24 protein-coding genes are annotated in these 26,048 nt (G+C 63.2%); 14 read left to right on the forward strand and 10 right to left on the reverse strand.

Annotated features, from left to right (window positions below):
• Positions 1 to 136 precede the first annotated feature (136 nt).
• The 4 genes from xylF to xylA all read left to right on the forward strand — a co-directional run bounded on the left by xylF (position 137) and on the right by xylA (position 4,638).
• On the forward strand, positions 137 to 1,156 hold the full coding sequence (xylF, locus tag ACR0DA_RS00225) for a D-xylose ABC transporter substrate-binding protein (RefSeq protein ID WP_480752529.1): 1,020 nt from the start codon (positions 137 to 139) through the stop codon (positions 1,154 to 1,156).
• A 63-nt stretch (positions 1,157 to 1,219) separates the two neighbouring features.
• Entirely contained in the window at positions 1,220 to 2,518 is a 1,299-nt protein-coding gene (locus ACR0DA_RS00230; RefSeq protein WP_170339578.1) for a sugar ABC transporter permease, read from the forward strand.
• 71 nt (positions 2,519 to 2,589) lie between these two features.
• Positions 2,590 to 3,321 carry an ATP-binding cassette domain-containing protein gene (locus tag ACR0DA_RS00235; protein WP_093965003.1) on the forward strand — a complete coding sequence of 244 codons (732 nt, stop codon included), beginning with the start codon at positions 2,590 to 2,592 and terminating at the stop codon, positions 3,319 to 3,321.
• A 9-nt stretch (positions 3,322 to 3,330) separates the two neighbouring features.
• On the forward strand, positions 3,331 to 4,638 hold the full coding sequence (xylA, locus tag ACR0DA_RS00240; protein ID WP_480752530.1) for a xylose isomerase: 1,308 nt from the start codon (positions 3,331 to 3,333) through the stop codon (positions 4,636 to 4,638).
• Positions 4,639 to 4,810: 172 nt separating this feature from the next.
• Here xylA and ACR0DA_RS00245 read toward each other — a convergent pair whose 3' ends face one another.
• Together ACR0DA_RS00245 and ACR0DA_RS00250 are read right to left on the reverse strand one after the other, a co-directional pair.
• The gene (locus ACR0DA_RS00245) at positions 4,811 to 5,620 is read right to left on the reverse strand and encodes a glutathione S-transferase family protein (protein ID WP_480752531.1); all 810 of its coding nucleotides are present in this window, start codon (positions 5,618 to 5,620) and stop codon (positions 4,811 to 4,813) included.
• A 5-nt stretch (positions 5,621 to 5,625) separates the two neighbouring features.
• The gene (locus ACR0DA_RS00250; RefSeq protein WP_170339584.1) at positions 5,626 to 6,069 is read right to left on the reverse strand and encodes a cupin domain-containing protein; all 444 of its coding nucleotides are present in this window, start codon (positions 6,067 to 6,069) and stop codon (positions 5,626 to 5,628) included.
• A 111-nt stretch (positions 6,070 to 6,180) separates the two neighbouring features.
• On the opposite strand from ACR0DA_RS00250, the gene ACR0DA_RS00255 reads away from it, so the two are divergent.
• Entirely contained in the window at positions 6,181 to 7,110 is a 930-nt protein-coding gene (locus ACR0DA_RS00255; RefSeq protein WP_170454138.1) for a LysR family transcriptional regulator, read from the forward strand.
• Positions 7,111 to 7,133: 23 nt separating this feature from the next.
• Here ACR0DA_RS00255 and ACR0DA_RS00260 read toward each other — a convergent pair whose 3' ends face one another.
• Genes ACR0DA_RS00260 through ACR0DA_RS00285 form a run of 6 tightly spaced genes read right to left on the reverse strand, consistent with a single transcriptional unit; the run spans position 7,134 to position 11,728 of the window.
• Positions 7,134 to 7,874, reverse strand: a complete 741-nt coding sequence (locus ACR0DA_RS00260; RefSeq protein WP_480752533.1) for an energy transducer TonB — start codon at positions 7,872 to 7,874, stop codon at positions 7,134 to 7,136.
• Positions 7,871 to 8,266 carry an ExbD/TolR family protein gene (locus tag ACR0DA_RS00265; RefSeq protein ID WP_170420128.1) on the reverse strand — a complete coding sequence of 132 codons (396 nt, stop codon included), beginning with the start codon at positions 8,264 to 8,266 and terminating at the stop codon, positions 7,871 to 7,873. Before ACR0DA_RS00265 ends, ACR0DA_RS00260 begins: the two co-directional genes overlap by 4 nt.
• Positions 8,263 to 8,592 carry a biopolymer transporter ExbD gene (locus ACR0DA_RS00270; protein ID WP_254429328.1) on the reverse strand — a complete coding sequence of 110 codons (330 nt, stop codon included), beginning with the start codon at positions 8,590 to 8,592 and terminating at the stop codon, positions 8,263 to 8,265. The genes ACR0DA_RS00265 and ACR0DA_RS00270 overlap by 4 nt, the downstream gene beginning before the upstream one ends.
• A gap of 31 nt (positions 8,593 to 8,623) precedes the next feature.
• On the reverse strand, positions 8,624 to 9,289 hold the full coding sequence (locus ACR0DA_RS00275) for a MotA/TolQ/ExbB proton channel family protein (protein ID WP_480752535.1): 666 nt from the start codon (positions 9,287 to 9,289) through the stop codon (positions 8,624 to 8,626).
• A 4-nt stretch (positions 9,290 to 9,293) separates the two neighbouring features.
• Complete coding sequence (locus ACR0DA_RS00280; protein WP_480752537.1) at positions 9,294 to 9,740, reverse strand: hypothetical protein; 447 nt, start codon at positions 9,738 to 9,740, stop codon at positions 9,294 to 9,296.
• Between the two features lie 23 nt (positions 9,741 to 9,763).
• Positions 9,764 to 11,728 carry a TonB-dependent receptor domain-containing protein gene (locus tag ACR0DA_RS00285; protein ID WP_480752538.1) on the reverse strand — a complete coding sequence of 655 codons (1,965 nt, stop codon included), beginning with the start codon at positions 11,726 to 11,728 and terminating at the stop codon, positions 9,764 to 9,766.
• Between the two features lie 307 nt (positions 11,729 to 12,035).
• Here ACR0DA_RS00285 and ACR0DA_RS00290 point away from each other — a divergent pair, with 307 nt between their 5' ends.
• The 8 genes from ACR0DA_RS00290 to ACR0DA_RS00325 all read left to right on the forward strand — a co-directional run bounded on the left by ACR0DA_RS00290 (position 12,036) and on the right by ACR0DA_RS00325 (position 20,819).
• Positions 12,036 to 13,088, forward strand: coding sequence for a hemin-degrading factor (locus ACR0DA_RS00290; protein WP_480752539.1), 1,053 nt, complete (start codon positions 12,036 to 12,038; stop codon positions 13,086 to 13,088).
• Complete coding sequence (locus ACR0DA_RS00295) at positions 13,088 to 13,936, forward strand: heme/hemin ABC transporter substrate-binding protein (protein ID WP_480752541.1); 849 nt, start codon at positions 13,088 to 13,090, stop codon at positions 13,934 to 13,936. Before ACR0DA_RS00290 ends, ACR0DA_RS00295 begins: the two co-directional genes overlap by 1 nt.
• A complete protein-coding gene (locus ACR0DA_RS00300) occupies positions 13,933 to 15,006 on the forward strand; it encodes a FecCD family ABC transporter permease (RefSeq protein ID WP_170405219.1) in 1,074 nt (357 codons plus the stop codon). The genes ACR0DA_RS00295 and ACR0DA_RS00300 overlap by 4 nt, the downstream gene beginning before the upstream one ends.
• A complete protein-coding gene (locus ACR0DA_RS00305) occupies positions 15,007 to 15,783 on the forward strand; it encodes a heme ABC transporter ATP-binding protein (protein WP_480752543.1) in 777 nt (258 codons plus the stop codon).
• Positions 15,784 to 16,130: 347 nt separating this feature from the next.
• Entirely contained in the window at positions 16,131 to 17,081 is a 951-nt protein-coding gene (locus tag ACR0DA_RS00310; protein WP_170356986.1) for an ABC transporter substrate-binding protein, read from the forward strand.
• An 84-nt stretch (positions 17,082 to 17,165) separates the two neighbouring features.
• Entirely contained in the window at positions 17,166 to 18,203 is a 1,038-nt protein-coding gene (locus tag ACR0DA_RS00315; RefSeq protein ID WP_170339611.1) for a quaternary amine ABC transporter ATP-binding protein, read from the forward strand.
• Positions 18,196 to 19,785 (forward strand): ABC transporter permease, encoded by a 1,590-nt coding sequence (locus ACR0DA_RS00320; protein ID WP_093964482.1) that lies wholly within the window; start codon positions 18,196 to 18,198, stop codon positions 19,783 to 19,785. Before ACR0DA_RS00315 ends, ACR0DA_RS00320 begins: the two co-directional genes overlap by 8 nt.
• 53 nt (positions 19,786 to 19,838) lie before the next feature.
• The gene (locus ACR0DA_RS00325) at positions 19,839 to 20,819 is read left to right on the forward strand and encodes an arginase family protein (protein WP_170524683.1); all 981 of its coding nucleotides are present in this window, start codon (positions 19,839 to 19,841) and stop codon (positions 20,817 to 20,819) included.
• Here the strand turns inward: ACR0DA_RS00325 and ACR0DA_RS00330 are convergent.
• The gene (locus tag ACR0DA_RS00330; RefSeq protein WP_480752545.1) at positions 20,816 to 21,784 is read right to left on the reverse strand and encodes an agmatinase; all 969 of its coding nucleotides are present in this window, start codon (positions 21,782 to 21,784) and stop codon (positions 20,816 to 20,818) included. The genes ACR0DA_RS00325 and ACR0DA_RS00330 overlap by 4 nt on opposite strands.
• Before the next feature lie 83 nt (positions 21,785 to 21,867).
• Positions 21,868 to 23,385 carry a trimethylamine methyltransferase family protein gene (locus ACR0DA_RS00335; RefSeq protein ID WP_170527382.1) on the reverse strand — a complete coding sequence of 506 codons (1,518 nt, stop codon included), beginning with the start codon at positions 23,383 to 23,385 and terminating at the stop codon, positions 21,868 to 21,870.
• Positions 23,386 to 23,569: 184 nt separating this feature from the next.
• On the opposite strand from ACR0DA_RS00335, the gene ACR0DA_RS00340 reads away from it, so the two are divergent.
• The gene (locus tag ACR0DA_RS00340) at positions 23,570 to 26,005 is read left to right on the forward strand and encodes a GcvT family protein (RefSeq protein ID WP_480752547.1); all 2,436 of its coding nucleotides are present in this window, start codon (positions 23,570 to 23,572) and stop codon (positions 26,003 to 26,005) included.
• Positions 26,006 to 26,048 lie beyond the last annotated feature (43 nt).

Here is a 26,048-nt window from a genome sequence, read left to right on the forward strand (position 1 = left end):
CTTCTGTTGGCCTCAATCTATTGGGATTTGGAGCCTGCGAACAGAGTAAATATTTTACCCACTGAAATAAATATGATACGCAGAAATACGAGGGCCGCGAATCATGACGCGATGGCCCCATCAACGGGAGGAAATCATGAAACGAATTCTCAGCTTTTCAGCTGCTGTTGCCATGGTTGGCTCGGCTGTCTTTGCCGAGCCGGTCGTCGGTGTAAGCTGGTCCAACTTTCAGGAAGAGCGCTGGAAGACGGACGAAGCGGCAATCAAGTCTGCGCTTGAGGCTGGTGGCGCCGAATATATCTCGGCGGACGCCCAGTCGTCCTCGGCCAAGCAGCTGTCGGACATCGAAAGCCTGATCGCGCAGGGTGTGGACGCTCTGATCATTCTGGCGCAGGACGCGCAGGCCATCGGTCCGGCCGTACAGGCCGCCGCGGATGAGGGCATTCCCGTCATCGCCTACGACCGCCTGATCGAGGACGATCGCGCCTTCTACCTGACCTTCGACAATGTCGAAGTGGGGCGCATGCAGGCGCGCGCCGTGTACGAGGCGATGCCCAAGGGAAACTACGTCATGATCAAGGGTTCGCCTACGGATCCGAACGCGGACTTCCTGCGCGGTGGCCAGCAGGAAATCCTTCAGGCGGCGCTGGACAGTGGTGAAATCGTGATCGTCGGTGAAGCCTATACCGATGGCTGGTTGCCCGCCAATGCGCAGCGGAACATGGAACAGATCCTGACCGCCAATGAAAACAAGGTCGATGCGGTTGTCGCGTCGAATGACGGGACCGCAGGTGGCGTTGTCGCGGCGCTGACCGCGCAGGGCATGGAAGGTATCCCAGTGTCGGGTCAGGATGGCGATCACGCCGCGCTGAACCGCGTGGCCTTGGGTACGCAGACCGTTTCCGTCTGGAAGGACGCACGCGAGCTGGGCAAGGCCGCCGGCGAGATTGCCGTCGCACTCAGCAGTGGCACCGACCCGTCGGAAATCGACGGAGTGGTCAGCTGGACCTCGCCGGGTGGAACGACGATGAATTCCGTCTTCCTGGCTCCGGTTCCGATCACCAAGGACAATCTGTCGGTTGTTGTGGATGCCGGATGGATCGCGCTGGAAGATCTGTGCCAAGGCGTCGAGAACGGCCCAGCACCCTGCAACTAAACTCCAAAGTCCTCGGCCTGCATGGGCGGGCCGGGGACGCTTGCTGAATTTGAAAGATCGGAAATGACCGAAACTTCGTCTCAGCCGATACCTCAGAAAACCAAGCCAAGCCTGTTCCAACAGCTGGAACTGGACATGCGGCTTTTGGGTATGATCGGCGCATTCGTGATCCTGTGCATTGGGTTCAATATCGTCACTGACGGACGGTTCCTGACGCCCCGCAACCTGTTCAACCTGTCGATCCAATCGGTTTCGGTGGCGATCATGGCCTGTGGTATGGTGTTCATCATCGTAACCCGGCACATCGACCTGTCCGTTGGCGCGTTGCTGGCGACCACCTCGGCGGTGATGGCCATGACGCAGACCGAGTTGTTGCCGCGCGTGTTGGGGATGGGGCTGGACCATCCCGCCACCTGGATCATCACCATCCTGGTCGGTCTTGCCATCGGAACGCTGATCGGAGCGTTTCACGGCTGGATGGTCGGCTACCTGACCATTCCGGCGTTCATCGTGACTTTGGGTGGCTTTCTGGTCTGGCGCAACGTCGCCTGGTATCTGACAAGCGGGCAGACAATCGGGCCGCTGGACAGCAATTTTCTGATGTTCGGGGGAACGAACGGAACCTTGGGAACAACGGCAAGCTGGCTGTTCGGGTTGTTTGCGGCGGCCATTGCGATCTGGGCGCTGTGGGGCAGCCGCCGGGCCAAGGCGGCGCATGGCTTCCCGGTCAAACCCGTCTGGGCCGAGGCAACGCTCGCCGGGATCATTGCCGCAAGCATCCTGGGATATGTGTACATCCTGAACAGCTATGCCATTCCGACGCGCCGGTTGCAGCGTATGTTCGAAGCCCGCGGCGAGACGATGCCCGAGGGCCTGATCGTCGGATACGGCATCCCGATCTCGGTCCTGATCCTGATCATTGTCGCCGTGACCCTGACGGTCGTGGCCCGCAAGACCCGGTTCGGGCGCTATATCTTCGCGACCGGCGGCAACCCGGACGCAGCCGAGCTGTCGGGCATCAATACCCGCCTGCTGACCGTCAAGATCTTTGCGTTGATGGGCTTCCTGTGCGCGGTTTCTGCAGTGGTCGCCTCGGCGCGGCTGGCCAACCACTCCAACGACATCGGAACACTGGACGAACTGCGGGTGATCGCGGCAGCGGTCATTGGCGGAACCGCCCTGTCCGGCGGGATCGGTACCATCTATGGCGCGATCCTTGGTGCGCTGATCATGCAGGCGCTGCAATCGGGCATGGCCATGGTCGGCGTGGATGCGCCGTTCCAGAACATCGTCGTCGGCAGCGTGCTGGTTCTGGCCGTCTATATCGACATCGTCTATCGCAAGCGATTGGGTGGAAAATGACGCAAGCGCAGGAAACTCAGAAAACGCCGCCGGCATCCGGTCGCGGTTCCGGGCAACCACCTCTGGTCGAGATGCGAGACATTTCGATCTCGTTCGGCGGGATCAAGGCCGTCGACCAGGTCTCGGTCGATCTGTATCCCGGCGAGGTGGTGGGATTGCTGGGGCACAACGGGGCTGGCAAATCGACGCTGATCAAGGTCCTGTCCGGCGCCTATCAGATGGACCACGGGCAGATCCTGATCGATGGCAAGCCGGTCGAGATCAACAATCCGCGCGACGCGCGGGCCAACAATATCGAGACAATCTACCAGACCTTGGCCTTGGCCGACAATCTGGACGCCACCTCGAACCTGTTCCTGGGACGCGAAATGACTACGCCTTTCGGTCTGGTCAACGACGCAGCGATGGAGGCCGAATGCCGTAAGATCATGGCGCAGCTGAACCCCAATTTTCAGAAGTTCAACGATCCGGTTTCGGCTCTGTCAGGTGGCCAGAGACAGTCGGTGGCCATCGCGCGGGCTGTCTATTTCAATGCCCGCATCCTGATCATGGACGAACCGACCGCCGCCTTGGGCCCGCACGAGACGCAGATGGTGGCCGATCTGATTCATCAGCTCAAGGCGCAGGGGATCGGAATTTTCCTGATCGACCATGATGTCCATGCGGTCATGGATTTGTGCGATCGGGCCTCGGTCATGAAGAACGGCAAGCTGGTCGGCACGGTCGATATCGCGGACGTGACCGACGACGATCTGCTGTCGATGATCATTCTGGGCAAGCAGCCCGGGCAAAACTCGGAATAGGGGGCAGGTATGACAAGCGGTTTCTTCGAGGGTATCGAAAAGGTCCGGTACGAAGGCGTAGACAGTCGGAACCCGCTGGCGTTCCGTCACTATGACCCGGACGAAGTGGTGTTGGGCAAGCGCATGGAGGACCATCTGCGCTTTGCCGTCGCTTGGTGGCACTCTTTCGCATGGGAGGGCGGAGACCCGTTCGGCGGTCCGACCCTTGTCCGCCCGTGGCACCCGCAAGATGACATGGGACGCGCCCGGATGAAGGCCGATGTCGCCTTTGAGATGTTTGAAATACTGGGACAGCCCTATTTCTGCTGGCACGACGCGGATATTCGCTCCGAACAGGGCAACTTTGCCGAAAACTTGCGCACGCTCGAGGAAATCACCGACTATATCGGTGAAAAGATGCAGGCGTCGGGAACCAAGCTGCTTTGGGGCACCGCCAACATGTTCAGCCATCGCCGCTGGATGGGGGGTGCCAGCACGAACCCTGATCCGGACGTCTTTGCTTTTGCCGCAGCAACTGTGAAATCCTGTATGGACGCGACCCACAAGCTGGGCGGCGAGAACTATGTGTTGTGGGGCGGGCGCGAAGGCTACGAGACGTTGCTGAACACCGATCTGGGGCTGGAACTGGACCATATGGGACGGTTCCTGAACATGGTGGTCGACTACAAGCACAAGATCGGGTTCAAGGGCACCATCCTGGTCGAGCCGAAGCCACAGGAACCCTCCAAGCACCAGTACGACTATGACGCCGCAACCTGCATCGGGTTTCTCAGGAAATACGGGCTGGAAAACGAAGTGAAGCTGAACCTGGAACAAGGCCACGCGATCCTGGCTGGCCACAGCTTTGAACATGAGATCGCCGTAGCGGCGGCCGAGGGTATGCTGGGTTCGATCGACATGAACCGGAACGATTATCAATCTGGATGGGACACCGACCAGTTTCCCAACAACGTGCCCGAAGTCGCGTTGGCCTACTACTACATCCTCAAGGCCGGAGGGTTTTCGACCGGGGGCACGAATTTCGACGCCAAGATCCGCCGCCAGTCAATCGACCCCGAGGATCTTGTCGCGGCGCATGTGGGCGGCATGGACGTCTGTGCCCGCGGGTTGAAGGCCGCGGCCGCGATGATCGAAGATGGCGGGCTTGATGCCGCGTTGACCGACAGATACTCCGGATGGGGCAGCCCGGAGGCGCAATCCATGCTTGCCTCATCGCTGGATGAAATCGCGGCTCGAGTGTTGGCCGAAGGTATCAATCCCGAGCCTCGATCCGGAAGGCAGGAGCGCTTGGAGAACTACGTCAACAGGTTTGTCTGACGGCTAAAGGTTCAACGGTTCCGCGCCCGGAAGCCTAAGACTGGTTCGGTTTAATCAGCCGGTATTCATGACTTAAGACCGACTGTGCACCACCGGGCCATATTCGAATGCGTGTTGTGGGCGCCGGTCCTCCGCGGCGGGTGCCCCCGATCGACCCGCGTGCCTTCTGGCTTCAATCAGATGCCGGGACTGCCAGCCCAAGTTCTTTGTCCGATGCCGTCCCGGCATATTTGTCCCGCGGTGGCATTGGCCTCGACTTCCAATGTGGCTCGAACGCAAAGCTCGACACTTTGCGGCCGCCCACCAACGCTCCGTTTCCGGCACCCAATGCATAGTCGTAGTAGAGTTTCACGATTTCGTCTTGTGTCACCTGCCCCGTGGCCTCATGGGCCATGCAGGCGGCTTTCCAGTTTCGGACTCTGTCGTACTCGCCGTTTTGCGGGAGTTCAAAGTCTTCGTAGTATTCCAGAAACCAGAAGCGTTGGAACATCGGTGTTAATACCGCCTCGGCCAACCCGAACTGATCGAACAGAAAAACACCGTTCGGGTTGTGGGTCAGAAGAAAGTCATTGAGGTCACGATAAAGCGCGAGCAGTTTTTCGTTGTGGGCATCTTTCTGCGCGGGGTCCTGGTTCATCACATAGACGTAGCCGGTCATCGTGAAGGCGCCCTCTTTGGCAATCAGCATCGACTCGACCGCATGCTCGGCCGGGTCGCTGCGCCGCAACTTTGGCCCTTCGAGCATTTCATCGAGATAGCGCAGGATCACGAGGCTTTCCTTGATGATCTGCCCGTCCGGAGTCTCGAGAACCGGCAGAGCGGTCGTTCCGCGCGTTTTCTTCAGCAGCTCCGGATCGCGGGGTTTGGTGATGTCCACGACGCGGAACTCCACCCGGTCCCTCATCCCCCGCAACGCCAGCAGAATTTCAAGCCGCTGTGAAAAGGGACACACAGGAATATGATAGACGATGTGCTGGGTCATGACGTTCAATCCAATGGAGGGCCAGTAAATGACAGGTTGTACTTGGCGGCTACGGCCTCGATGTCCGGCATGTCTTCCGGGATTTTGTACTGGGCCGTTGCCATGGCGTGGAAAAAGCCCTCGAAACCTCCCGGTGTGAGAATGACAAGGTGACGGCTGGGCTCATCACCGATGACCTTGAACGTGTGTTCTTTTCCGCGGGGTATGAAGATGCTTTCGCCCGGGCCGACACGCGTTTCGACACCTTCGACCCAGACTTTGCAGACACCGGTCAAAATCACGAAGACTTCGTCTTCTGCCTGATGGATGTGCCGTGGCGGACCGCTTCCGACCGGCGAAAGGCTGTCTACAATCGACATGGCGCCCCCGGTTTCAGCGGGGTCCAGAATTGTTTTGTAACGAACGCCCTGCCATTCGAGCGTGGCGTCATCAACCAGATGATCATGCATCGTTTCTGTCCTTTGATCCGACATGAAACGAAAGCGCTTTCGGTACCTTACTTGTAGGCGCAAAAAACGGTATCAATCTAACGAAAGTTCATAATACACGGTATTACCAACATGAATTTCGCAACGCTTGATCTGAACCTGCTCCGTGTTCTTGATGCGATTCTGACGGCGGGGTCCACCACCAAGGCAGGGGAAAGACTTGGGGTCTCGCAATCCGCAGTGTCGAATGCGTTGAACCGCCTGCGGCACGCCTTAGGTGACGATCTGTTTGTGCGGCGGGGAAATCAGCTTGTCCCAACGGATTTTGCGGTTTCGATCAAGGACGGGCTGCGTGAGGAACTCAATCGACTGGAAAGTCTACTGAGCCGCAATGATGATTTCGACCCCAGGCAGGCATCCGAAACTTTCAAGATCGCGGCCAGCGACTTTTTCGCCGAGCTGCTGATGCCCGGCCTTGGGGGTGTCCTGAACCGCAAGGCTCCGAAGATGGTCGCGCAATTGGTGGATCTTGTTCCCGAGAACTATGTCGAGAGTCTTGAGCGCTACAATGCTGATCTCGCGTTGATCCCGGATACAGATGCACCGGATTGGATCAGCCGAGAGGTGCTGTTCCGGTCGTCCTTCATGGTTGTCGGTCGCGTTGACAACCCATTCCTTGCACAGATCGAAGACGGCACCGAACTTCCTATGGAAACCTTCTGCGCCTTGTCGCATGTGCTGTTTTCACCCGAGGGAAAACTGGCGGCGATGGGTGATGCGGCTCTGGCGAAAGTTGGTCGAAAAAGGCACGTCGCGATGACGCTTCCGGTGTTTTCAGGGGTGTGCCGAGTGGTTAGTGCAAGCGATCTTGTGGCCTTGGTGCCTTCTCAGCTGGCCAGGAAGTTTGCGCCGGAGTTCGGCCTGAAGGTCCTTGCCCCGCCGTTCGAAATCGAACCCGTCAACATCATAGCTATCTGGCACAGACGATCGGATGCAAATCCGATGGCAAAATGGATGCGGCAACAGGTGTTCGATCTGCTGAAGCCGCTGGACACCAGGTAGCCGGCCAAGCGCGGGTTGAGTTTCTATTTACTGACGATTTCCATCGAATAGGTGCGCCGGGCCGAGGCCGGCGGCGGCGGGAAGGGCGCGGCGGCCCGGACCTGTGCCAGTGCGACCTGATCCAGCCGGGGCGAGCCCGAGCTGCGGGCAACGCTGACCGAAGCCAGCGCACCGTTGTCGGCGATGCGAAGGGCCACCAGAACCGAGCCTTGGATATTCACGCTTTTGCGACGGGCGCGCAAAATCTTGCGCTTGACCAGACCGGCATAGGTGCTGGCCTCGGCGTTTCCCTGTTCCTGCGCGGCGCGGTTCGTCCGTTTCGCCGAGGCCGCCCGCGTCGCCGCCTTGCCGGTGACGCCGCCCTTTTTGCGGCTGACCGCGGCATTGCCGGTCGGGGTGGGCGGTTTTGGAGGCCGGGCCTGTTGAGGCTCGGGTTTTTGCAGGGTCGGCGTATGGGCGTTCTGCCGCTGGGCCGGGGCCTGCGCCTGCACCCTGATGGCCGTCTGCGCGCGCGCACTGTCCGCCGGGGCCTCTGGCGCGGTCCGGGCCGGGGCAACGGGTGACTGCTGCGCGGCCGCCGGGGGCGGGGCTACGGTTCCGGCCGCGTAATCCTGGAACGAGGACCCCAGCGCCGCAGGGGCGACCGCGCCACCGCCTTCGATGAGAACCGCCTCGTCGGTGCCGAATTCGAATAGGGCGGCGGCGTGGGTCGCAGCGGCCAGCACGACCAGCACGGCGGCCATGATGCGGGATTGCGGGATCATGGCAGGCCCCGCTCGGTCACGACGAAGACCCGGTTGGCGCCCAAGGCCCGCAGGGCGTCGCTGATCTGTTTCAGCCGCACCGCCGGCAAGGCCCGGTCGGGCACCAGCCGCACGGCGTCCAATGGCAGGTCGATCGAGGCGCGCTCGACATAGGCCGCTACGTCGGTCAGCTCGGCCCCGCGATATTCCAGCACGCCGTCGGCGCGGATGACCAGTGCATCCGGGGGCTCGCGCCCTTCAAGATCCGCCGTCCGCACCAATTGCACCGACTTGCCCAGGGGCGGCGCCAGTGTGCCTGCGATCATGAAGAAGACCAGCATCAGAAAGACCACGTTGATCAGGGCGATCGTCGGCTCGCGGCCGGGTTTCGTTTTGGGGGTCAGCCGGATCATCCGATGACCTGCGTGCTGAGCCGGGACACGGGTTCAAGGGCTGTCAGCAAGTCGATCAACTGCTGCGAGGTCGCCCCGCCGCCCAGGCTGATCAAGGCCAGCTGGTCGGTTCGGCCGTCGAACCGGGCGGCGACCGCGTCGGGCGCAACTTCGGTGCCGTCGATCAGGATGCGGTCGCGTTCCAGCTTGATGAATCGGATGGACCGCTGGGCCTGCGCCCCGCCCGCCGCGGCGGTGGTCAGCTCGATCTCGGCGTATTTCGAGAAGGTCGAGGTGAGCATGAAGAATAGCAACAGCAGAAAGATGACATCGATCAGGGATGTCATGGACAGGCGCCGGCGCCGCCTTTTGCAGGTTTCAAGCGCCATGGGCCAGCGCCTCGGACGGCGGGGTGGCCGGGCGTGGCGCGGCGGCGTGGCCGGGGGCAAACACCGTGCGCAGGGCGCGGTTGGCAAAGACCCGTTCGCGGGTCATCCGCGCCTCGAACCAGGTCAGGACCAGCGAGGTGGGCATGGCCACGGCCAGCCCCGCGGCGGTCGTCATCAACGCAACCCAGATGCCGCCGGCCAGCAGCGCCGGATCCACCGCGTTGCCGGCCTCCTGAAGGGTGCGGAAGGCCTCGATCATGCCCAGCACGGTGCCAAACAACCCCAGCAGCGGCGCAAGCTGCGAGACCATGTCCAGCACGTTCAGCCCGCGTTCCAGCCCGGCAAAGCGCGCCTCGGCCTCGGCATCGGCGCGGTCCATCAGTTCCGGCCCGTGCCCCTCCAGCGCCATGGCGACCACCGGGGCCAGATAGCTGCGGCTTCGGTCCAGATGCGCGCGCGCGGTGGCCCGGTCGTTGCGGTCCCAGGCTTCGATGGCCTGCGACAGCTCGACATGCCGCCCGACCCCGGCGGCCTTGTACTGCCACAGCTTGTAGAGGATCAGCGCCATGGTCGCGACCGAAGTCGCGATCAGCACCGCCACGACCGGGCCGCCCAGGTCCAGAATCGCGGTCAGTCTTTGCAGAAACGCATCCATCGGATCATCCAATCAATTCGGTTTCAAGGCGGCTGCGCAGCGTCAGGCCGGACAGGCAGGCATCGGCTAGATCGCCGGGATAGACGCAGTCCTGCACCCCGTTGATCAGGATCCGGCTGATCTGATTGCAGGCCAGGCCGGCGAATTTGAACTGGCGCACGCGGGGCCGCCCGGCAGGCAGGTCCTGGAAATCCAGCAGCGTCAGCAGGGCCACTTCGCCCTGCGCGCCGAACAGCACCGTTTCATAGACGGCGCCGCCGATATCGGCGGGGTGGGCGTTTTCGACCACGAAGCTCAGCAGGCAGCCCTGATCCTGGTCCACGGCCGAGCTGAGCTCGATCGTGACGCCGCCCGCGCCCTGCGTGTTCTGGGCACTGGCCAACCCCGCCCCCGCGATGGGGGGCAGGGCCAGCAGGACCGCCCGAACAAGGTGAAGCACGGCTTTTGTCATGACGGGTCCTTTCCCTTGTGGGCTCAGAAGGTCTTGGCCAGGGTCAGCTTGAAATTCCGGCCCGGCGAATTTCGGGTCGACAGGTTCGGCTGATAGGCCTTGTCGAAGATGTTCTCGATCCCGGCGCGCAGTTCGAACCCGGCCAGCGCGCCCTCTTGCGGCAGATAGGTCGCGCGCAGGGTGTTCACCCCGTACCCGCCCACCGGATCGCCCGAGGAATCGAGCCCCGACTTGGCGCCGAAGATCTCCCAGCTGACATCCAGGGTTTCGCCGAACCGCTTGCCCAGGGTAATCCGCGCCGAATCCGTGGGTTCGTTGCGCCACGGCGATCCGATGCCCGCCGCGCTGAACTCGGTGGCGTTCACGATGTTGGCATTGAAATCGACGTAGAAGCCCGTGGCATGGGCATAGGAGGCTTCGATCTCGACGCCCTCGGTCTCGACCTTGGACAGGGGCTGGGACGGGGTGCCCGACACGTAAGAGGTGATGTCCCACAGATCGGTGTTGTAGAGATTGACCTTGGCGCGCACAACGTCTCCGGCCGCGAAGATGTCGCCGCGGTCATAGGAAATGCCGGCCTCCCAGGTGCGGGATTTCTCGGGCTGGGTCATGTACAGAGGCGTGCCCAGATCGTCGATGATCGGCAGGCTTTCGGTATAGGCCCCGCCCGCGAACACCGCGAAGCCGCTGGCGAATTCATAACGAGCCGACAGGCCGCCCATCAGCGCGTCGTTGTCATAGCTGGCGTTGAAGGGCGCGGCCGCGTCGCCGTTGCCCTTGATGTCCTGCGTTTCGTACCGCAGCGCGGGCGTCACGGTCAGCCGGTCGCCGAACTGGATGTCGTCGACGGCAAACAGCGCGACGCGACGGTCGGTGCCACCCGGCGCCGATGGGGCGTCCAGCCGCTCGCGGTCGATGAATTCCACCCCGAACCGCAGATCATGCGACGCGGCCCCGGTCTGGAAATACGCGCTGTTCTTGATCGTCAGCTTGGTGGTTTCGTAATTGTGCGTGGCATCGGCCAGCGCTTGGATGCCGGGGAAGAAGGGCGTTCCCTCCAGGCTGGACGAGCCGGGCACATAGCTGCTGTCGATGGACTGCTCGGAATAGCTGAGATTGACGTCCAGATCGACCAGATCGTTGCCGGCCGGCCGGTACTGATAGCGCAGAACGGCGATCCGGGTTTCTATGTCGCGGTCCACATTGCCGAAGGCGTCCGCCGTCGTGCCGAAGGAATCATAGGGCACGTCGCGCTCTTCCGAGGTGGACTGGTTCCAGGACGCGGTGATCGAATGTTCAAGATTGTCGCCAAAGCTGTATTTCCCCTTGGCCAGCAGCGAAGGCAGGGCAAAGGCGCTATTGCCGATCGTGTCGCCGTTCCCGTCCTTCTGATCGCTTTGGTCGCGATAGGTGTAATTGAACAGGAATTCGGTCTGCCGGTTGGGTTGCCACGCCAGGATCGACGACGAGGCAAAGCCGTTGCCGTTGGAATACCCCTCGAGCGTCTGGCGGAAGCGGAACCCCGGCTCACCGCCGGTAAAGTCGGACGCGTCCTTGGTTTCCAGCTGAACCACGCCGCCGACGACGCCCGAGCCGTATTCGAAGGACCCGACCGTGCCGCGGATGACCGAGACGCTTTTGTACAGCTGCGGATCGGTGAACAGCTGGTTGCCGATCCGGTACAGCTCTTCCGCGCCGGTGGTGGCGCCGTCGACCAGGATCAGAACCTTCTGGTCGGTGCCGAAGGTGCCGTTGGCCCCGTATCCGCGGATATTGATGCCCGATCCTTGCGGGGTCGAGCCGTTCACCAGGGTGACGCCGGGAACCGAATCGATCAGCTCGGCCACCGTGTTGGCCTGACGGTCATCAATCTCTTCCTGGTCGATATTTGTGACCGGAACCGTGGTGCCGGTCTGGATCTCGCGTTTGCTTTCACCCAGTTCCAGGGTCCCGAGGAACCCGTCATCCTGTTCCTGCGCCCAAACCATGGACGCCATCAAACCAAGGCAAGAGGCAGTCCCAAGCAGGCCTGCAATATGAGTACGCGCACGCATTTCTGTCCCTTCGAAACAAGTGTGAGGACCGGAGATGCTTGCAGTTCGCTGGCGCTGGTCAGTTTTTTTGCTGTTTTTTGGAATCGCCTGTTCGCGGCGACTTGTGCTCGTTAATAAAGGTGACTAAAACAGTCAACATAATTTCGTGCCTGAAATTCCGGCACTGCCAGCAGGGCGCTGTTTGCGATCAGCACCCGGGCCAGCACCCCCTTGGAACCACGAAGAAGACGGGAAACCCGCTATGGAACAGGTGCTTATGGCTCCTCAGGATATTCGTGCTGCCTATGCGCAGAAGACAGGCCAGCGAGACCGCGATTTCGCGGAAACGCTGGGGTTGAGCGAGGGCCAGCTGGTCGCGGCCTTTGCCGGGCAGGGCGTAACGCGGCTGAACCCCGGCCTTGACGGGCTGTTCGGCCAGTTGGCTGGTTTGGGCGAGGTCATGGCGCTGACGCGTAACCCGTCCTGCGTGATCGAAAAGATCGGGAGATACGACAAGTACCACCGCGGCCAGCATGCCGCGATGGTGCTGACCGAAGAGATCGACCTGCGCATGTTCCCCGCGCAATGGCACCATGTCTTTGCCGTCGAGCGGGAAACCGAGGCCGGTCTGCGCCGCTCGATCCAGGTGTTCGATGCGGCCGGGGACGCGGTTCACAAGATCATCCTGCGCGATGGCTCGGACCTGGGCCACTGGGAAAGCTTGGTCCGGACACTGGCTGCCGAGGATCAAGGCCAGACGATGGCGGTCGCGCAGCGCAAACCGGCCGAAGCGCCCAAGGCCAATGCCGACAAGGCCGACGCCCTGCGCCGCGAATGGGCAAAGATGACGGACACGCACCAGTTCCTGCGCCTGACCTCGAAGCTCAAGATGAACCGGCTGGGCGCCTATCGCATCGCGGGCGAACCGCTGGCCCGCGCGGTTGATCCCGCGGCGGTCACCGGCCTGTTCGAACAGGTGCGGGACCGGCAGATCGAGCTGATGATCTTCGTCGGCAACCGCGGCTGCATCGAGATCCACGGCGGCCCGGTGCAAAATCTTCAGCAGATGGGGCCGTGGTTCAACGTGCTGGATCCGGGCTTCAACCTGCATCTGCGCAGCGATCACATCGCCGAGGTCTGGGCCGTCGACAAGCCGACCCAGCGCGGCCCGGCGATCTCGGTCGAAGCCTTCGACGCGGACGGCGCCCTGATCCTGCAGACCTTCGGGCGCCGCACCGGCGAGGCCGATCATCGCCCCGCCTGGGATACGCTGGTGGCCGCGTTGCCCGGCCCGGCCACTGCCGGAGCGGCATGATGCGGCGCCTGGTGACACTCTGCGCGGCTTTGCTGGTTTCGGCGGCAGCCGCGCAGGCCGAGAGCAACCGCGTGATCGCCATCGGCAGTTCGCTGACTGAGATCGTCCATGCCCTAGGCCAGCAGCACCGGCTGGTCGGCCGTGACCGCAGCTCGACCTGGCCGCCTGAGGCGGCGGATCTGCCCGATGTCGGGTATCGCCGGGCCCTGTCGCCCGAGGGTGTGCTGTCGGTTGCCCCCGACCTGATCCTTGCCCTCGAAGGGTCGGGCCCGCCCGAGACCATCGCGGTGCTGCAGGAGGCCGACGTGGAATACGTCACCATTGCCGACGAGTTCTCGCGCGATGGCGTCATCGACAAGATCCGCGCCGTGGGGGCCGCGCTGGGGGCCGAGGCCGAGGCCGAAAACCTGGCGGCCGAAACGGCGCGCCGGCTGGACCGGGCGCTGGCCGAGGCCTCCGCCGCGCAGGGTGCGCCGGTGAAGGTGCTGTTCCTGCTTTCGGCACGGGGCGGCGAGTTTGTCGTCGGCGGGGCCGAGACCCAGGCCGACACCATCATCCGCATGGCCGGAGGCAAAAACGCGGCCGCCGATGTGACGGGTTTCAAGACGATGACGCCCGAAGCCATGGCCGCCACCGCGCCGGACGTGATCCTGATGATGGAGCGTCAGGGCGGGCCGATCCTCTCGGAGGAAGAGCTGTTCGCGCTGCCCGCGGTCCGGCTGACCCAGGCGGGGCGGAACCGGGCGCTGATCCGGATGCCCGGCACCTATCTGCTGGGCTTCGGCCCGCGCACCGCCGACGCGGTCATGGATCTGTCGGCCGCATTGCGGGGCGTCCGGGGCTCATGACGCTGGCACTGGACAACGGCGCGCCCCCGACCGCCGCGGCCCGCAGGTCGCGGGCGGCATGGGTCACCCTGGCCCTGGTCGGCCTTCTGGCCGTGACCAGCGTGGCCAGCATCTCGGTCGGCGCGTCCGAGGCCTCGTTGAAGATGGCCGTGTCGGATCTGCTGCATGGCCGAGGCCTGTCGGATCTGAACCGGATCGTGCTGTGGGACATCCGTCTGCCGCGACTGGCGATGGGCATCCTGGTCGGGGCGGCGCTGGCGGTGTCGGGCGTGGTGATGCAGGGGCTGTTCCGCAACCCGCTGGCGGATCCGGGCATCGTCGGCGTCAGCGCGGGGGCTGGGCTGGGCGCGATCACAGCCATCGTCTTCGGCAACCTACTGCCCGCCGCCGTTCTGGCCTGGGTCGGCAGTGGTCTGGTCGCGGTTGCCGCCTTTCTGGGCGGCTGGGCGTCGGTCCTGATCCTTTATCGCGTTTCGACGCGCCAGGGGCAGACCTCGGTCGCCACGATGCTGCTGGCCGGCATCGCCCTGGCCGCCCTGTCGGGCGCGGTGTCGGGGGTCATGGTGTATATCGCCGACGATCAGCAGCTGCGCGATCTGACCTTCTGGGGCATGGGGTCGCTGGCCGGCGCGACCTGGACCAAGGTCGCCACCGCCGCGCCCTTGATCCTGGCGTCGATCCTGTGCGCGCAGCGTCTGGCCCGCGCCCTGAACGGCCTGGCCATGGGCGAAGCGGTGGCGCATCACATCGGCATTCCGGTGCAACGCAGCAAGAACATCGCGATCCTGACGGTGGCCGCCGCCACCGGCGCGGCCGTGGCCGTGTCGGGCGGGATCGGGTTCATCGGCATCGTCGTGCCGCATCTGCTGCGGCTGGGCACCGGCCCCGATCACCATCGGCTGCTTATGAATTCCGCCTTGCTGGGCGCCGCCCTGTTGCTGGCCGCCGACATGATCGGCCGGGTGATCGTGGCCCCGGCCGAACTGCCGATAGGCATCGTCACGGCCATTCTGGGCGCGCCGGTGTTCTTCTGGATCCTGCTGCGCCGCCACGGATCGATGGGAATGTGAATGATGAAAGCTGAAAACGTCAGCGTCCGCATCGGGCGCAAGCAGATCCTACGCGATGTGGATTTCCTGGCCGAACCCGGAGAGGTCACTGCGATCATCGGGCCCAACGGATCGGGCAAATCCACCTTGCTCGGGGCGCTGTCGGGCGACATCCCGCACACCGGCCGGATCACCTTGAACGGCCACGACATCGCGGGTTTGCAGGCCTGGGAGCTGGCGGCGATGCGGGGCGTTCTTCCGCAATCCTCGGCGGTCGCCTTTCCCTTCACCGCGCTGGAGGTCGTGCGGCTGGGCCTGCCCGGTGGCCTGGCCGACGGCGACGACGCCCTGCCGTCGCGCGCGCTGGCGCATGTCGATCTTGCGGGGTTCGAGCCGCGCTCGTACCAGAACCTGTCCGGCGGTGAGCAGCAACGCGTGCAGCTTGCGCGCGTTCTGACCCAGGTCTGGAGCTCGGTGCGGCGCGACCGGCCGCGCTGGCTGTTGCTGGACGAGCCCGTCGCCAGCTTGGACATCGCGCATCAGTTCACGGTTCTACGCATCGCGCGCGAATTCGCCGATCAGGGCGGGGGCGTTGTGGTCGTGATGCATGACCTGAACCTGACCGCGTTGTTCGCCGACAAGGTCTGCGTGCTGTCGAACGGAGAGGTCTGGCGCACCGGGGCGGTTTCGGACGTCATGACAGACGAGGTGATGCGGCAGGTCTATGGCATCGATTTACCGGTCAGCACGCTGCCGACAACTGACGTTCCGTTTGTCTTGCCGCAGGCGCTGGTTTGAGGCCCAATCCCCACTGAACCAAACTGCATGGCAGCCAAATTTCATGCTGCAGGCGTACCAATCCAACGTACGGTCCCACGGGCTTCACCCCGACGCGTGGGACCGTTATTCGGAGTTAAGCGAAACCATTTTGCGAGAATTTCGAAACCGTGACCCCGGTTCGAAGTTGCGCTTGATGGGTCAAACGGCAGGTGCTTCACTTTTTTAAGTGCGGGGCGTGTTCACATGCGAAACGCGCTCAATACACCCGAGACGCTGACCCGATCTCGACGATCAGGCCCGTCCGTCTGATCGCTTTCGATCAACGAGAATCAGCGCCGAAAACGACCAACATGGAGAGATGCAACATGAACAAACTTGCTACGTTACTGGGGGGCGCATCGATGGCGGTCGCTGCCCCGGTTTTTGCTGCCGATATCGTGATCGGTGTTCCGAACTGGGCGTCGGTGAACGCCACCGCGCACATTCTTGAAGTCGTTATCGAAGAAAACCTTGGCCTTGATGTCGAATTGCAGAACGGCACCAACCCCATCGTCTTCGAAGCGATGGATTCCGGCGCGATGCACGTCCATCCGGAAGTCTGGATGCCGAACCAGCAGAACCTGCACGACACCTATGTCAAGCAGAACGGCACAGTCGTGATGAACGAGAACCCGGTTCAGGCCGAGCAGGGTATGTGCGTTCCGACCTACATTGCCGAGGAATATGACATCAAATCCATCGACGACCTGAGCGATCCGGACAAGATGGCCATCTTCGACACTGACGGAAACGGCACCCCGGAGGTCTGGATCGGCGCACCGGGCTGGGCGTCGACCGTGGTCGAGAAGATCCGCGCCAAGTCCTATGGCTATGACCAGATCTTCGAACTGACCGAGTACGAAGAAACCATCGCCTATGCCAACCTGGCAAACGCGACCAAGGCCGGCGATCCGTGGATCGGGTTCTGCTACAGCCCGCACTACATCTTCGTGACGCAGGATCTGACCGTACTGGAAGAGCCGCCGCATGATCCGGCCACCTGGACGATCGTTCAGCCCACCGATGACCCGGACTGGCTGGACAAGTCCGAGGCCTCGACCGCGTGGAACGGGGCAACTCTGCACCTGCACTACGCCAAAGAGCTTGAGGAAAATCACCCCGAGGTCGCGGCCCTGTTCCGCAACTACCAGATGCAGGGTGATGATCTGAGCGCGATGGGCAAGGCGCTGGCCGTGGACAACATGGAAGCAGCCGATTTCGCCCGCCAGTGGGTGGCTGAAAACGAAGACACCGTTATCGGCTGGCTGACGAACTAAATCACAAACGCATGGGGCCGTCGCGACTGATCGCGGCGGCCCTTTGCCTGTTTGCCGGGATGCAACCCCGTAGATGAGGGGCAAATGGACGAACCTGTCGTAAAACTAGAAAATGTCTGGAAAATTTTCGGCGCACGGGCCGAAGAAGCCATGGCTGCGGTCCGGAATGAAGGTATTGGAAAACCTGAAGTTCTTGAAAGATTCAATTGCGTGGTCGGCGTTCAAGGCGCCACGTTCGAAGTGCCTCGTGGCGAGATTTTTTGCATCATGGGCCTGTCGGGTTCGGGCAAATCGACCCTCGTGCGCCATGTCAATCGCCTGATCGAGCCTACGGCTGGAAAGATCGAGATCATGGGGCAGGACGTGTCCAAGATCTCCGAGTCCGAACTGCGCCGCATTCGCGCCCAGCAGATCGGGATGGTGTTCCAGCACATGGCGCTGATGCCGCACCGCTCGGTGCGCGACAACGTGGCCTATCCGCTCGAGATCCGCAAAGTCTCGAAATCCAAGCGCTGGGCGGTCTCCGATCATGCGCTGGGCCTGGTGGACCTGACCGGTTACGAGGACCGGCTGCCCAAGGAACTGTCGGGCGGGATGCAGCAGCGTGTGGGCATTGCGCGGGCGCTGGCCTCGGACCCGGAAATCCTGTTGATGGATGAACCATTCTCGGCATTGGACCCGCTGATCCGGCTGCAATTGCAGGATCAGTTTAAGGCTCTGGTTGCGCAACTGAAAAAGACCACGCTGTTCATCACCCATGACCTGGACGAAGCGATCCGTATCGGCCACCGCATCGCCATCATGAAGGACGGTGTGATCGTCCAGATCGGCACGCCCGAGGACATCGTGATGAACCCGGCCGACGACTACGTGCGCGAGTTCGTGCAGGGCATATCCAAGCTTAAACTGGTCAAGGCACATTCGATCATGGAGCCGTTGGACAGTTATTCCGGCCCGCTGGATGGCGCGCCGCGTGCCGATGAGGGCGCAGACCTCGACCAGCTGATCGACCTGGCCGTGAACACCGAGCTTCCGGTGGTGATTACCGACGGTGGTCAGGATGTCGGCGTCGTGACCAAACCACGCCTGTTGCGCGGAATTCAGGGGGGCAAAAATGACTGATGCAACCACGGAATTGAAAGTCACGGCCGCCTCCGACATCGAGGTGGACCGCGAGGCGCTGGATCGGTCGATCCACGAATTCGCAGGGCCCAATGGTGACTACTACGTCAACGCCTTTCACAAGATCCACGATGCCACCAGTCCGATCCCGAATACGTTCAACCTGTGGGCGGCGGTGCTGGGGCCGTTCTGGTCCGCCTCGCGGGCGATCTGGGGAATGTTCTGGACCTTCCTGATCCTTGAGATCATCGCCTGGGTGCAGATCGGTCGCGGTGCCTGGGGTAACCCGGGGGCCGATCTGGCCGAACGCGCTGCCCGTCAGCAGGAACGCGCAAATGAGCTGCTGGCCCGCGCGGCGGATGCAACCGAGAAGGCAGACATAGACCGGTTCAACAAACTGGCCGCGAATATCCAGAAAGCGGCTGACAGCAGCCTTGAGAAAGCGCAGCTGGCACAGTCCGAAGCCCTGGGGATCATGGTCACCGGGCTTCTGATGCTGCTGGTTTTCAAGCTGGTTCAGGGGTTCTACGCTGACCGGGTGTACGAAAAACAGTACTCGAACTGGCGGATCAACCCCGACAACACCGAAAGCGGCCGCTCGACTCGGAACACGGTTCTGGGGGCAGTTCTGATCGCTGCGATCGGACCGCTGATCGTTTACAAATTCACGGTGAATGCCTCGCTTCCGCTGCTGGATGCCTTCCCCGAGAAACAAGTCTCCGAGATGATACTCGGGCCTGATCAGGGAACACTGTTCTCGGTCGTGGCCAGTTGGATGGAGGCCCGGATCGACGCCGCAGCCGCCGCGGGCGGAGACATTTTCGACGGGATCGTTGCCGGTGTGCGCTCGGTTCTGGACGGGCTGACCGTGGCCCTGATCGGGTCGCCCTGGCCGGTGGTCATGCTGGTGATCTGCGTGACCGCGTGGCGCGCGGCGGGTCCGCGCGTGGCGATCTTCACCGCCGCGTCGTTGGCCTATATCGCGCTGCTGGGCTATTGGGACGTGGCGATGGAGACGGTGGCTTTGGTGGGCGCGGCCGTGCTGCTGTGCGTCACCTTCGGCATTCCGCTGGGCATCTGGTTCGGCAAATCCAAACGCGCCTATCGCGCGGCCGAGCCTGTGCTGGACCTGATGCAAACCCTGCCGGCCTTCGTCTACCTGATCCCGATCATCGCCTTCTTTGGCACCGGCAACCCGCCGGGCATCCTTGCTACGATCATCTTCGGCATGCCGCCGGTGATCCGCCTGACGGCGCTGGGCATGCGCGGGGTGCCGGAAAGCATCAAAGAGGCCGCCGTGGCCTTTGGCGCCTCGAAATGGCAGTTGCTGAAGGACGTGGAAATCCCGCTGGCGCTGCCGTCGATCATGACCGGCGTGAACCAGACCATCCTGATGTGTCTGTCGATGGTCGTGATCATCTCGCTGATCGGCGGCGGGGGTCTGGGCAAGGAAATCCTTGAGGCGCTGCAATACGCGGCCAAGGGGCCGGGCCTGCTGGGTGGCTTTGCGATCCTGTTCCTGGCCATGGTCATGGACCGCATCGTTCAGGGCGCCTTCCGACGCGAAGACGAAAAGATCTGACACGTCAGCCGCCCCCCCCGTGGGGCGGTTTCATTTCGGCTTGGGGAGACACGATGGCGGACCGCTACGAACAATCCATGATGGACAACCTGTACTGGTGGGGCGTGCCCACCCTGTTCCGCTGCCCCAATACCGGGCCAGAGGGTCAGGACATCGCCTTGGCCGGAGTGCCGCATTCCGCCGGCAACGGCACCACCGAGCGCGACCAGCATCTGGGCCCGCGTGCGCTGCGTCATGTCTCCGCCGTGCAGCGCCGGGTGCATTCGCTGTTCCAGATCGATCCGTGGTCGAGCGCGCGCATTGCCGATGTTGGCGACGTGCCGTTCCCGCGCGCCAACGACAACGAGGATTGCATCGAGCGTATAACCGCCTTCTACCGTGACATCGACGCCGCCGGTGCGCGGCCCGTTTCGGTGGGCGGCGATCACTCGATCACGGGCGGGATCGTGCAGGCGCTGGGCCGAGGCGAACTGGCGGGCGGGCAACCGGTCAGCTTTCTGCATCTGGATGCGCATACGGATGTGTTCACCAAGGTCGATCATTTCCTGGGGGCCAAGAAGTCCGCCGCGCATTGGGGGGCTTACTTGGCCGATCAGGGGCAGGTGGACCCGACCCGGTCGATGCAGATCGGGTTGCGGGGGCATCCGCGCAGCCTGGACTGGCTGCAGCCTTCATATGACTATGGCTACAACATCGTCACCATGCGCGAGTTCCGCCAGCGTGGCTTGGCCGATGTGGTGGCCCAAACGCGCGATGTTCTGGGCGACCGGCCGGTCTACATCACCTTCGATCTCGACTGCCTTGATCCGACCATCGCGCCGGGCGTGTCGAACCTGGAACCCGGCGAGAAGGGTTTTGACATCGACGAAGCCGTAGGCATTCTGCATGCCGCGCGGGGGCTCAACATCGTCGGCGGCGATGTGGTCTGCATGATGCCGACCAAGGACAGCCCCAACAACATCACCGCGCTGACGGCGGCGGCGGTGATGTTCGAGATGATCTCGATGATCGCCGAGAACGTCGCGCGGGCCTAGCGCCGCGCGTCGATCGCCTGGGCCAGCACGCACAGCAGTTCGAACATCAGCGAAATGCCCAGCCACGCGGTGCCGCCCGCCGGGTCAAAGGGCGGCGAGACCTCGACCAGATCCGCGCCCACAAGGTTCAGACCTTCCAGCTTGCGAATGACCTGCTGGGCCTGAAAGCTGTTGGGGCCGCCAATCTCGGGCGTTCCGGTGCCGGGGGCATGGGTGGGGTCCACGAAATCGATGTCATAGGTGCAATAGCAGGGCGCGTCGCCGACGATGGAGCGGACCTCGGCCATGACATCGTCGATGCCGCGGTCGAACAACTCTTCGATGCGAATGATGCGGATGCCCTGCGCCTCGCCCCATTCGATATCCTCGGTGTTGTAGGCGGTGCCGCGAATGCCCACCTGCACGAAGCGTTCGGGATTGACCAATCCTTCCTCGACCGCGCGGCGGAACGGGGTGCCATGGGTGTATTTGTGCCCGCCGAAATAGCTGTCGAACAGGTCGGTATGGCTGTCGAATTGGATCAGCCCCAGCGGGCCGTCGCTGGCCAGCGCCCGCAGGACGGGCAGGGTGGTCAGGTGATCGCCGCCCGCCGTCAGGGGCACGATGCCGCGCAGCGTCAGGTCGGTGTAGAAGCGGGTGACGCGGTCCAGCGTATCCTCGATATCCACCGGGTTGGGCGGCACGTCACCCAGGTCGGCACAGTTGACCAGCTCGAACGGGGCAACCCCGGTCACCGGGTTCATGGCGCGGATCATGGTGGATTGGTCGCGCAACTGCCGCGGCCCGTGCCGCGCGCCGGGCCGGTTGGTGGTGCCCCCGTCCCAGGGGATGCCGACCAGCCCAAGCTCGACCAGATCGATCCGGTCGTCGTCCGCGGTCAGGGCCGGCAGACGCATGAAGGTGGGGACACCGGCAAAGCGGGCCAGCTCCATCGCCGAGACGGGTTGAAAGAACGCATTTGCCATGAGGCCCCCTGTGTCGTCGTTTGCCCGAGCCTAGCGCCAAGCCCGCGTCAAAAACACCCGGTCCGCGACACAACGGCGTCGGATCAGGACAGAATCCGGAAATTGGCGCGGATCTCGGCCTCTTGTTCGGGGCTGAGGTATTGCGGGTGATGCGTGCGCAGGATTTTACGCGCGCGGTCGCGGGCGGTTGACCAGGCATCGCGGGCGCCGCTGTCCTGCCAGCTGCGCGGCTCGGCCCGGTCGGCAAGGGCGGGGTAGAAATAGTCGCGCTCCATCGCTGCATGGGTGTGGGCGCTGCCCAGGAAATGGCCCTCGCCCAGAACCGACTGGCAGATCGCGTCAAAGCCCAGGTTTTCTTCGGTCACCTCGATCCCGCGCAGGGCGCGATAGGTGTGCGAATGCATCTCGTCATCCAGAACGAACCCCTCGAAACTGACCCCCAGCAGCGAGGCCGTCATGCCCGAGCTTTCGTAGATCAGGTTGCCCCCGGCCAGCGCGGCGGCCAGCGAGGTGATGCCTTTTTCGGCGCCGTATTGCGCGTCTATGGCCTTGGCATCGGTCATCGAGCAGGCCACGCCCGAGGGCAGCCCCAGCCAGTTGGTGATCTGGGCCGAGGCCGCGTTCAGCACGGCGGTTTCGCCACTGCCGCCCGAAAAAGCGCCGGTGCGCAGATCGATGATGAAGGGCCAGTTGGAAAACACCATGGGAAAGCCCGGCCGGATCGCGTTGACCATGACCAGGCTGGCCAGGGTTTCGGCCAGCGACTGGGCCAGAAACCCGGCCATGGTGGCGGGCGCGGTCGCCCCGGCCTGCGCTGCGGTGATGCAGGACATGGGGATGTTGTGCGCGATGCATTCATAGACCACGTCCACCGCATCTTCGCCGTATCGCAGGGGCGAGATCACCGGGCTGATATGCGCCTTCAGGAACGGGCGTTCCGCAAAGGCGCCCTGGCCTCCGGCGGCGATATCCAGCATCCGAACGATGGGCGCGACATACTCGGCCAGCGTGAACGAGGTTGCCACCGGTTTGGTGGTGTTCCGGATCAGCGCATAGGCGGTATTCACGTCCAGATCGAAATTGTCCGGCACGTCGGTGGCGACGCAGCATCGCGTGAACCAGCTGACATTGGCCAGCGTGTCCTGAAGGCGGGTGAAATCATGCAGATCGGCCAGCGTCGACGGGCGATAGAGCCCGCTGTCCAGATCCAGCGTCTGGACCGCTGCGCCGCCAGTGCCGAAATGCACGCGGTCGCCGCCCACCTCGATCGACCGGGCCGGGTCGCGCCCGTGCAAGGTAAACCGCTTGGCGGCCTGCCGGACCGCGCCTTCGACCATCGTGCGAGGAAAGACCAGCCGCCCCGGCGGGCCGGGCCGCGCGCCTGCGGCGATCAGGTCTTGTGCAAGACGGTCGGGCACCTCGCCCATGCCCAGCCTTTCCAAAAGGCGCAGGGCGGTGTCGTGGATCGCCGCGATCTCGGGCAAGGTCAGGGGTTTGTACTGGCCGCCGATCTGGCCGGGCGGGCAGGGGTCAAAGGCAGGTTTGGCCGCCCGTTGCGCCAGCCTGGCCCGCCGCCCGCCGCGTTTGCCTTGTTCTGGCATCTCCGAGGCTCCTGATCCGATCCTGCCCTGCAGGGTACGCGGCAACGCGGGGTGCAGCCAAAGCGGAAATGCCGTTTTGAGAAATCTCAATCCCCGTTTCGATTTTTCGGGACCGACCACTGCGCCATTGCCCGCCCGCTGCGCCGTTCGGCAGGGTTCGGGGAACGCCAGAAGGAGCACACCCATGAAATCGCGCACCAAGGTCGTGGTGATCGGCGGCGGAATCGCCGGTTGTTCAACCCTGTATCACCTGACGCAGGAAGGCTGGAGCGACGTGGTTCTGGTAGAGCGCAACGAGCTGACATCCGGCACCACATGGCATTCGGCCGCGCAGGTGACGAATTTCGGAATGAACCAGACGATGGTGGGGCTCAAGTCGCATTCGATCCGCCTGTACAAGGAACTGGCCGAGGACCCGGACTATCCGATCAACTACCATCATGGCGACGCTGGCATCCGGTTGGCCAATACCGAAGCGCAGATGCAGGGCTATCGCCATTTCGCGTCGATGGCGCGGGGGATGGACGTGCATTTCGAGGTGATCGACGCCCAGGAATGCGCCCGTCGCCACCCGCTGATTTCCACCGACAATCTGTTGGGCGGGTTGTGGGATCCGCTGGACGGAGACATCGACCCCGCCCAGCTGTGTCAGGCGCTGGCGCGGCGGGCGCGCAAGGCCGGGGCCGAGGTCTATCGCAACACGCCGGTCACGGCCCTGACCCAGCACAAGGACGACACCTGGACCGTTCATACCGAGCACGGCGACATCGACTGCGACATCGTGGTGAACGCCTGCGGCTACCGCGTGAACGAGGTTGGCGCGATGATGGGCGTACACCATCCCGTGGCCTCGATGGAGCACCAGTATTTCCTGACCGAGGAAATCCCCGCGATCCGCGACGCGGGCCACCGCATGCCGCTGCTGCGCTGCCCGATCAGCGATTACTACTGCCGGCAGGAAAAGAACGGGCTGCTGTTGGGTTTCTACGAACAGGACTGCAAGACCTGGGGCATGGATGGGATCGACCCGAATTTCGTTAACGCGCTGTGCCCGGACGATCTGGACCGGGTGACCGATGTGCTGGAAGGCGCGTTTGCCCGCATGCCCGCCCTGATGGAGGCCGGGATCCACACGGTCGTCAACGGCCCGATCACCTACACGATCGATGGTGCACCCCTGGTCGGGCCGATCCCCGGCAAGCGCAACGCATTCTGCATCATCGGCCTGCGGGCCGGGCTGGGTGAGGGGGGCGGCCACGGCTGGCTTCTGGCCCAGCAGATCGTGCATGGCGAGGCCTGCTATGACACCTGGTGCCTCGACCCGCGCCGGTTCGCCGGGCATGCCAATGTCGAGCTGACCGCGCTGAAGGCGATCGAGGATTACCAGAATGAGTTCCGCTTTCACTTTCCGCACGAACACCGCCCCGCCGGGCGGCCCGCCAAGACAACGCCGCTGACCCCGGTTTTGGCCGCCGAGGGCGCGGAATTTACCGTGGTGAATGGCTGGGAGCGGGTCGAGTACATCAAGCCCGCGCCCGATTTCACGCCGACACTCAGTTTCGATTTTGACGAAACATTCGACGTGATCGCCGCCGAGGTTGCCAATGTGCAGCAGAATGCCGGGCTGGCCGAGGTGAACGGGTTCAACCGGATCGAGATCACCGGTACCGACCGGCATGCGTTCCTCGACAGGATGGTCTGCGGCGCGCTGCCCCGTCGCCCGGGTCGGGTGGGGTTGGCCTATCTTCTGAATCACAAGGGCATGTTCAAGGCCGAGGCGACCATTGCCAATCTGCCCGCCAGTGACCGGGGGCCGGATCGGGTTTGGTACGGCTCGGCCGCAGCGGCCGAACTGCATGACATGGATTGGCTGTCCCGGCACATCGCCCCCGACGAGGACGTGCAGTTGCGTAGCCTGACCAACGACCAGACCATCCTGGTTCTGGCCGGGCCACGGGCGCGTGACGTGCTGTCGGCCTGTTCGCGCGGGGATTGGTCGCGGGACGCCTTCCCGTGGCTCAGCGTGCGCGAGTGCTTTGTCGGCATCGCGCCCGCCACCGTGATGGGCGTCAGTTTCTCGGGCGAACTGGCCTATGAGATCCATGTGCCCAACGCCTCGCTTTATGCGGCCTATCTTGCGCTGCGACAGGCCGGACAGGCCTTTGGCCTACAATTGTTCGGCGCGCGGGCGATCGAGTCGATGCGGATGGAGAAGACCTTCCTGCATTGGAAGGCCGACCTGATCGCCGAATATGACCCGTTCGAAACTGGGTTGGGCCGCTTTGTTAGGCTGGACAAGCCGGAGTTCATCGGGCGCGCGGCGCTGATCGAACGGCAAGCCAATGGGCCGTCGCGCAAGCTGGTTGCCCTGCAAGTGCAGGCTACGCACGCGCCCGCGCAACCCGGTGCGTCGCTGATGGTCGGGGATCGGGTGGTGGGAACGGTGACCTCAGGCGACTGGGGGCATCGCACCGGGCTGAACCTGGCGCATGCCTTTGTCGAGCCGCACCTGTCAGCCGAGGGCAGCGAGATGATGCTGGACCTGTGTGGTGACAGGGTTCCGGCGCGGGTGATCCCTGCCTGCCCCTACGATCCCGAGTTCACCCGCATGCGCAGCTAATGGGTGTGACCAACATTCACCATTGCCCGAAAGCAAAAACTCT

The sequence above is a fragment of the Ruegeria sp. CI8 genome, assembly GCF_056536865.1.

What these genes read in the sequence shown, in the direction of transcription:
- ACR0DA_RS00310 (WP_170356986.1), top strand. Translation starts at nt 16,131, where the DNA reads ATGAACAAACTTGCTACGTTACTGGGGGGCGCATCGATGGCGGTCGCT.
- ACR0DA_RS00335 (WP_170527382.1), bottom strand. Translation starts at nt 23,385, where the DNA reads ATGCCAGAACAAGGCAAACGCGGCGGGCGGCGGGCCAGGCTGGCGCAA.
- ACR0DA_RS00255 (WP_170454138.1), top strand. Translation starts at nt 6,181, where the DNA reads ATGAATTTCGCAACGCTTGATCTGAACCTGCTCCGTGTTCTTGATGCG.
- ACR0DA_RS00285 (WP_480752538.1), bottom strand. Translation starts at nt 11,728, where the DNA reads ATGGTTTGGGCGCAGGAACAGGATGACGGGTTCCTCGGGACCCTGGAA.
- ACR0DA_RS00320 (WP_093964482.1), top strand. Translation starts at nt 18,196, where the DNA reads ATGACTGATGCAACCACGGAATTGAAAGTCACGGCCGCCTCCGACATC.
- xylF (WP_480752529.1), top strand. Translation starts at nt 137, where the DNA reads ATGAAACGAATTCTCAGCTTTTCAGCTGCTGTTGCCATGGTTGGCTCG.
- ACR0DA_RS00315 (WP_170339611.1), top strand. Translation starts at nt 17,166, where the DNA reads ATGGACGAACCTGTCGTAAAACTAGAAAATGTCTGGAAAATTTTCGGC.
- ACR0DA_RS00260 (WP_480752533.1), bottom strand. Translation starts at nt 7,874, where the DNA reads ATGATCCCGCAATCCCGCATCATGGCCGCCGTGCTGGTCGTGCTGGCC.
- ACR0DA_RS00300 (WP_170405219.1), top strand. Translation starts at nt 13,933, where the DNA reads ATGACGCTGGCACTGGACAACGGCGCGCCCCCGACCGCCGCGGCCCGC.
- ACR0DA_RS00265 (WP_170420128.1), bottom strand. Translation starts at nt 8,266, where the DNA reads ATGATCCGGCTGACCCCCAAAACGAAACCCGGCCGCGAGCCGACGATC.
- ACR0DA_RS00230 (WP_170339578.1), top strand. Translation starts at nt 1,220, where the DNA reads ATGACCGAAACTTCGTCTCAGCCGATACCTCAGAAAACCAAGCCAAGC.
- ACR0DA_RS00270 (WP_254429328.1), bottom strand. Translation starts at nt 8,592, where the DNA reads ATGACATCCCTGATCGATGTCATCTTTCTGCTGTTGCTATTCTTCATG.
- ACR0DA_RS00340 (WP_480752547.1), top strand. Translation starts at nt 23,570, where the DNA reads ATGAAATCGCGCACCAAGGTCGTGGTGATCGGCGGCGGAATCGCCGGT.
- ACR0DA_RS00305 (WP_480752543.1), top strand. Translation starts at nt 15,007, where the DNA reads ATGATGAAAGCTGAAAACGTCAGCGTCCGCATCGGGCGCAAGCAGATC.
- ACR0DA_RS00235 (WP_093965003.1), top strand. Translation starts at nt 2,590, where the DNA reads ATGCGAGACATTTCGATCTCGTTCGGCGGGATCAAGGCCGTCGACCAG.
- ACR0DA_RS00250 (WP_170339584.1), bottom strand. Translation starts at nt 6,069, where the DNA reads ATGCATGATCATCTGGTTGATGACGCCACGCTCGAATGGCAGGGCGTT.
- ACR0DA_RS00280 (WP_480752537.1), bottom strand. Translation starts at nt 9,740, where the DNA reads ATGACAAAAGCCGTGCTTCACCTTGTTCGGGCGGTCCTGCTGGCCCTG.
- ACR0DA_RS00245 (WP_480752531.1), bottom strand. Translation starts at nt 5,620, where the DNA reads ATGACCCAGCACATCGTCTATCATATTCCTGTGTGTCCCTTTTCACAG.
- ACR0DA_RS00330 (WP_480752545.1), bottom strand. Translation starts at nt 21,784, where the DNA reads ATGGCAAATGCGTTCTTTCAACCCGTCTCGGCGATGGAGCTGGCCCGC.
- xylA (WP_480752530.1), top strand. Translation starts at nt 3,331, where the DNA reads ATGACAAGCGGTTTCTTCGAGGGTATCGAAAAGGTCCGGTACGAAGGC.
- ACR0DA_RS00275 (WP_480752535.1), bottom strand. Translation starts at nt 9,289, where the DNA reads ATGGATGCGTTTCTGCAAAGACTGACCGCGATTCTGGACCTGGGCGGC.
- ACR0DA_RS00290 (WP_480752539.1), top strand. Translation starts at nt 12,036, where the DNA reads ATGGAACAGGTGCTTATGGCTCCTCAGGATATTCGTGCTGCCTATGCG.
- ACR0DA_RS00295 (WP_480752541.1), top strand. Translation starts at nt 13,088, where the DNA reads ATGCGGCGCCTGGTGACACTCTGCGCGGCTTTGCTGGTTTCGGCGGCA.
- ACR0DA_RS00325 (WP_170524683.1), top strand. Translation starts at nt 19,839, where the DNA reads ATGGCGGACCGCTACGAACAATCCATGATGGACAACCTGTACTGGTGG.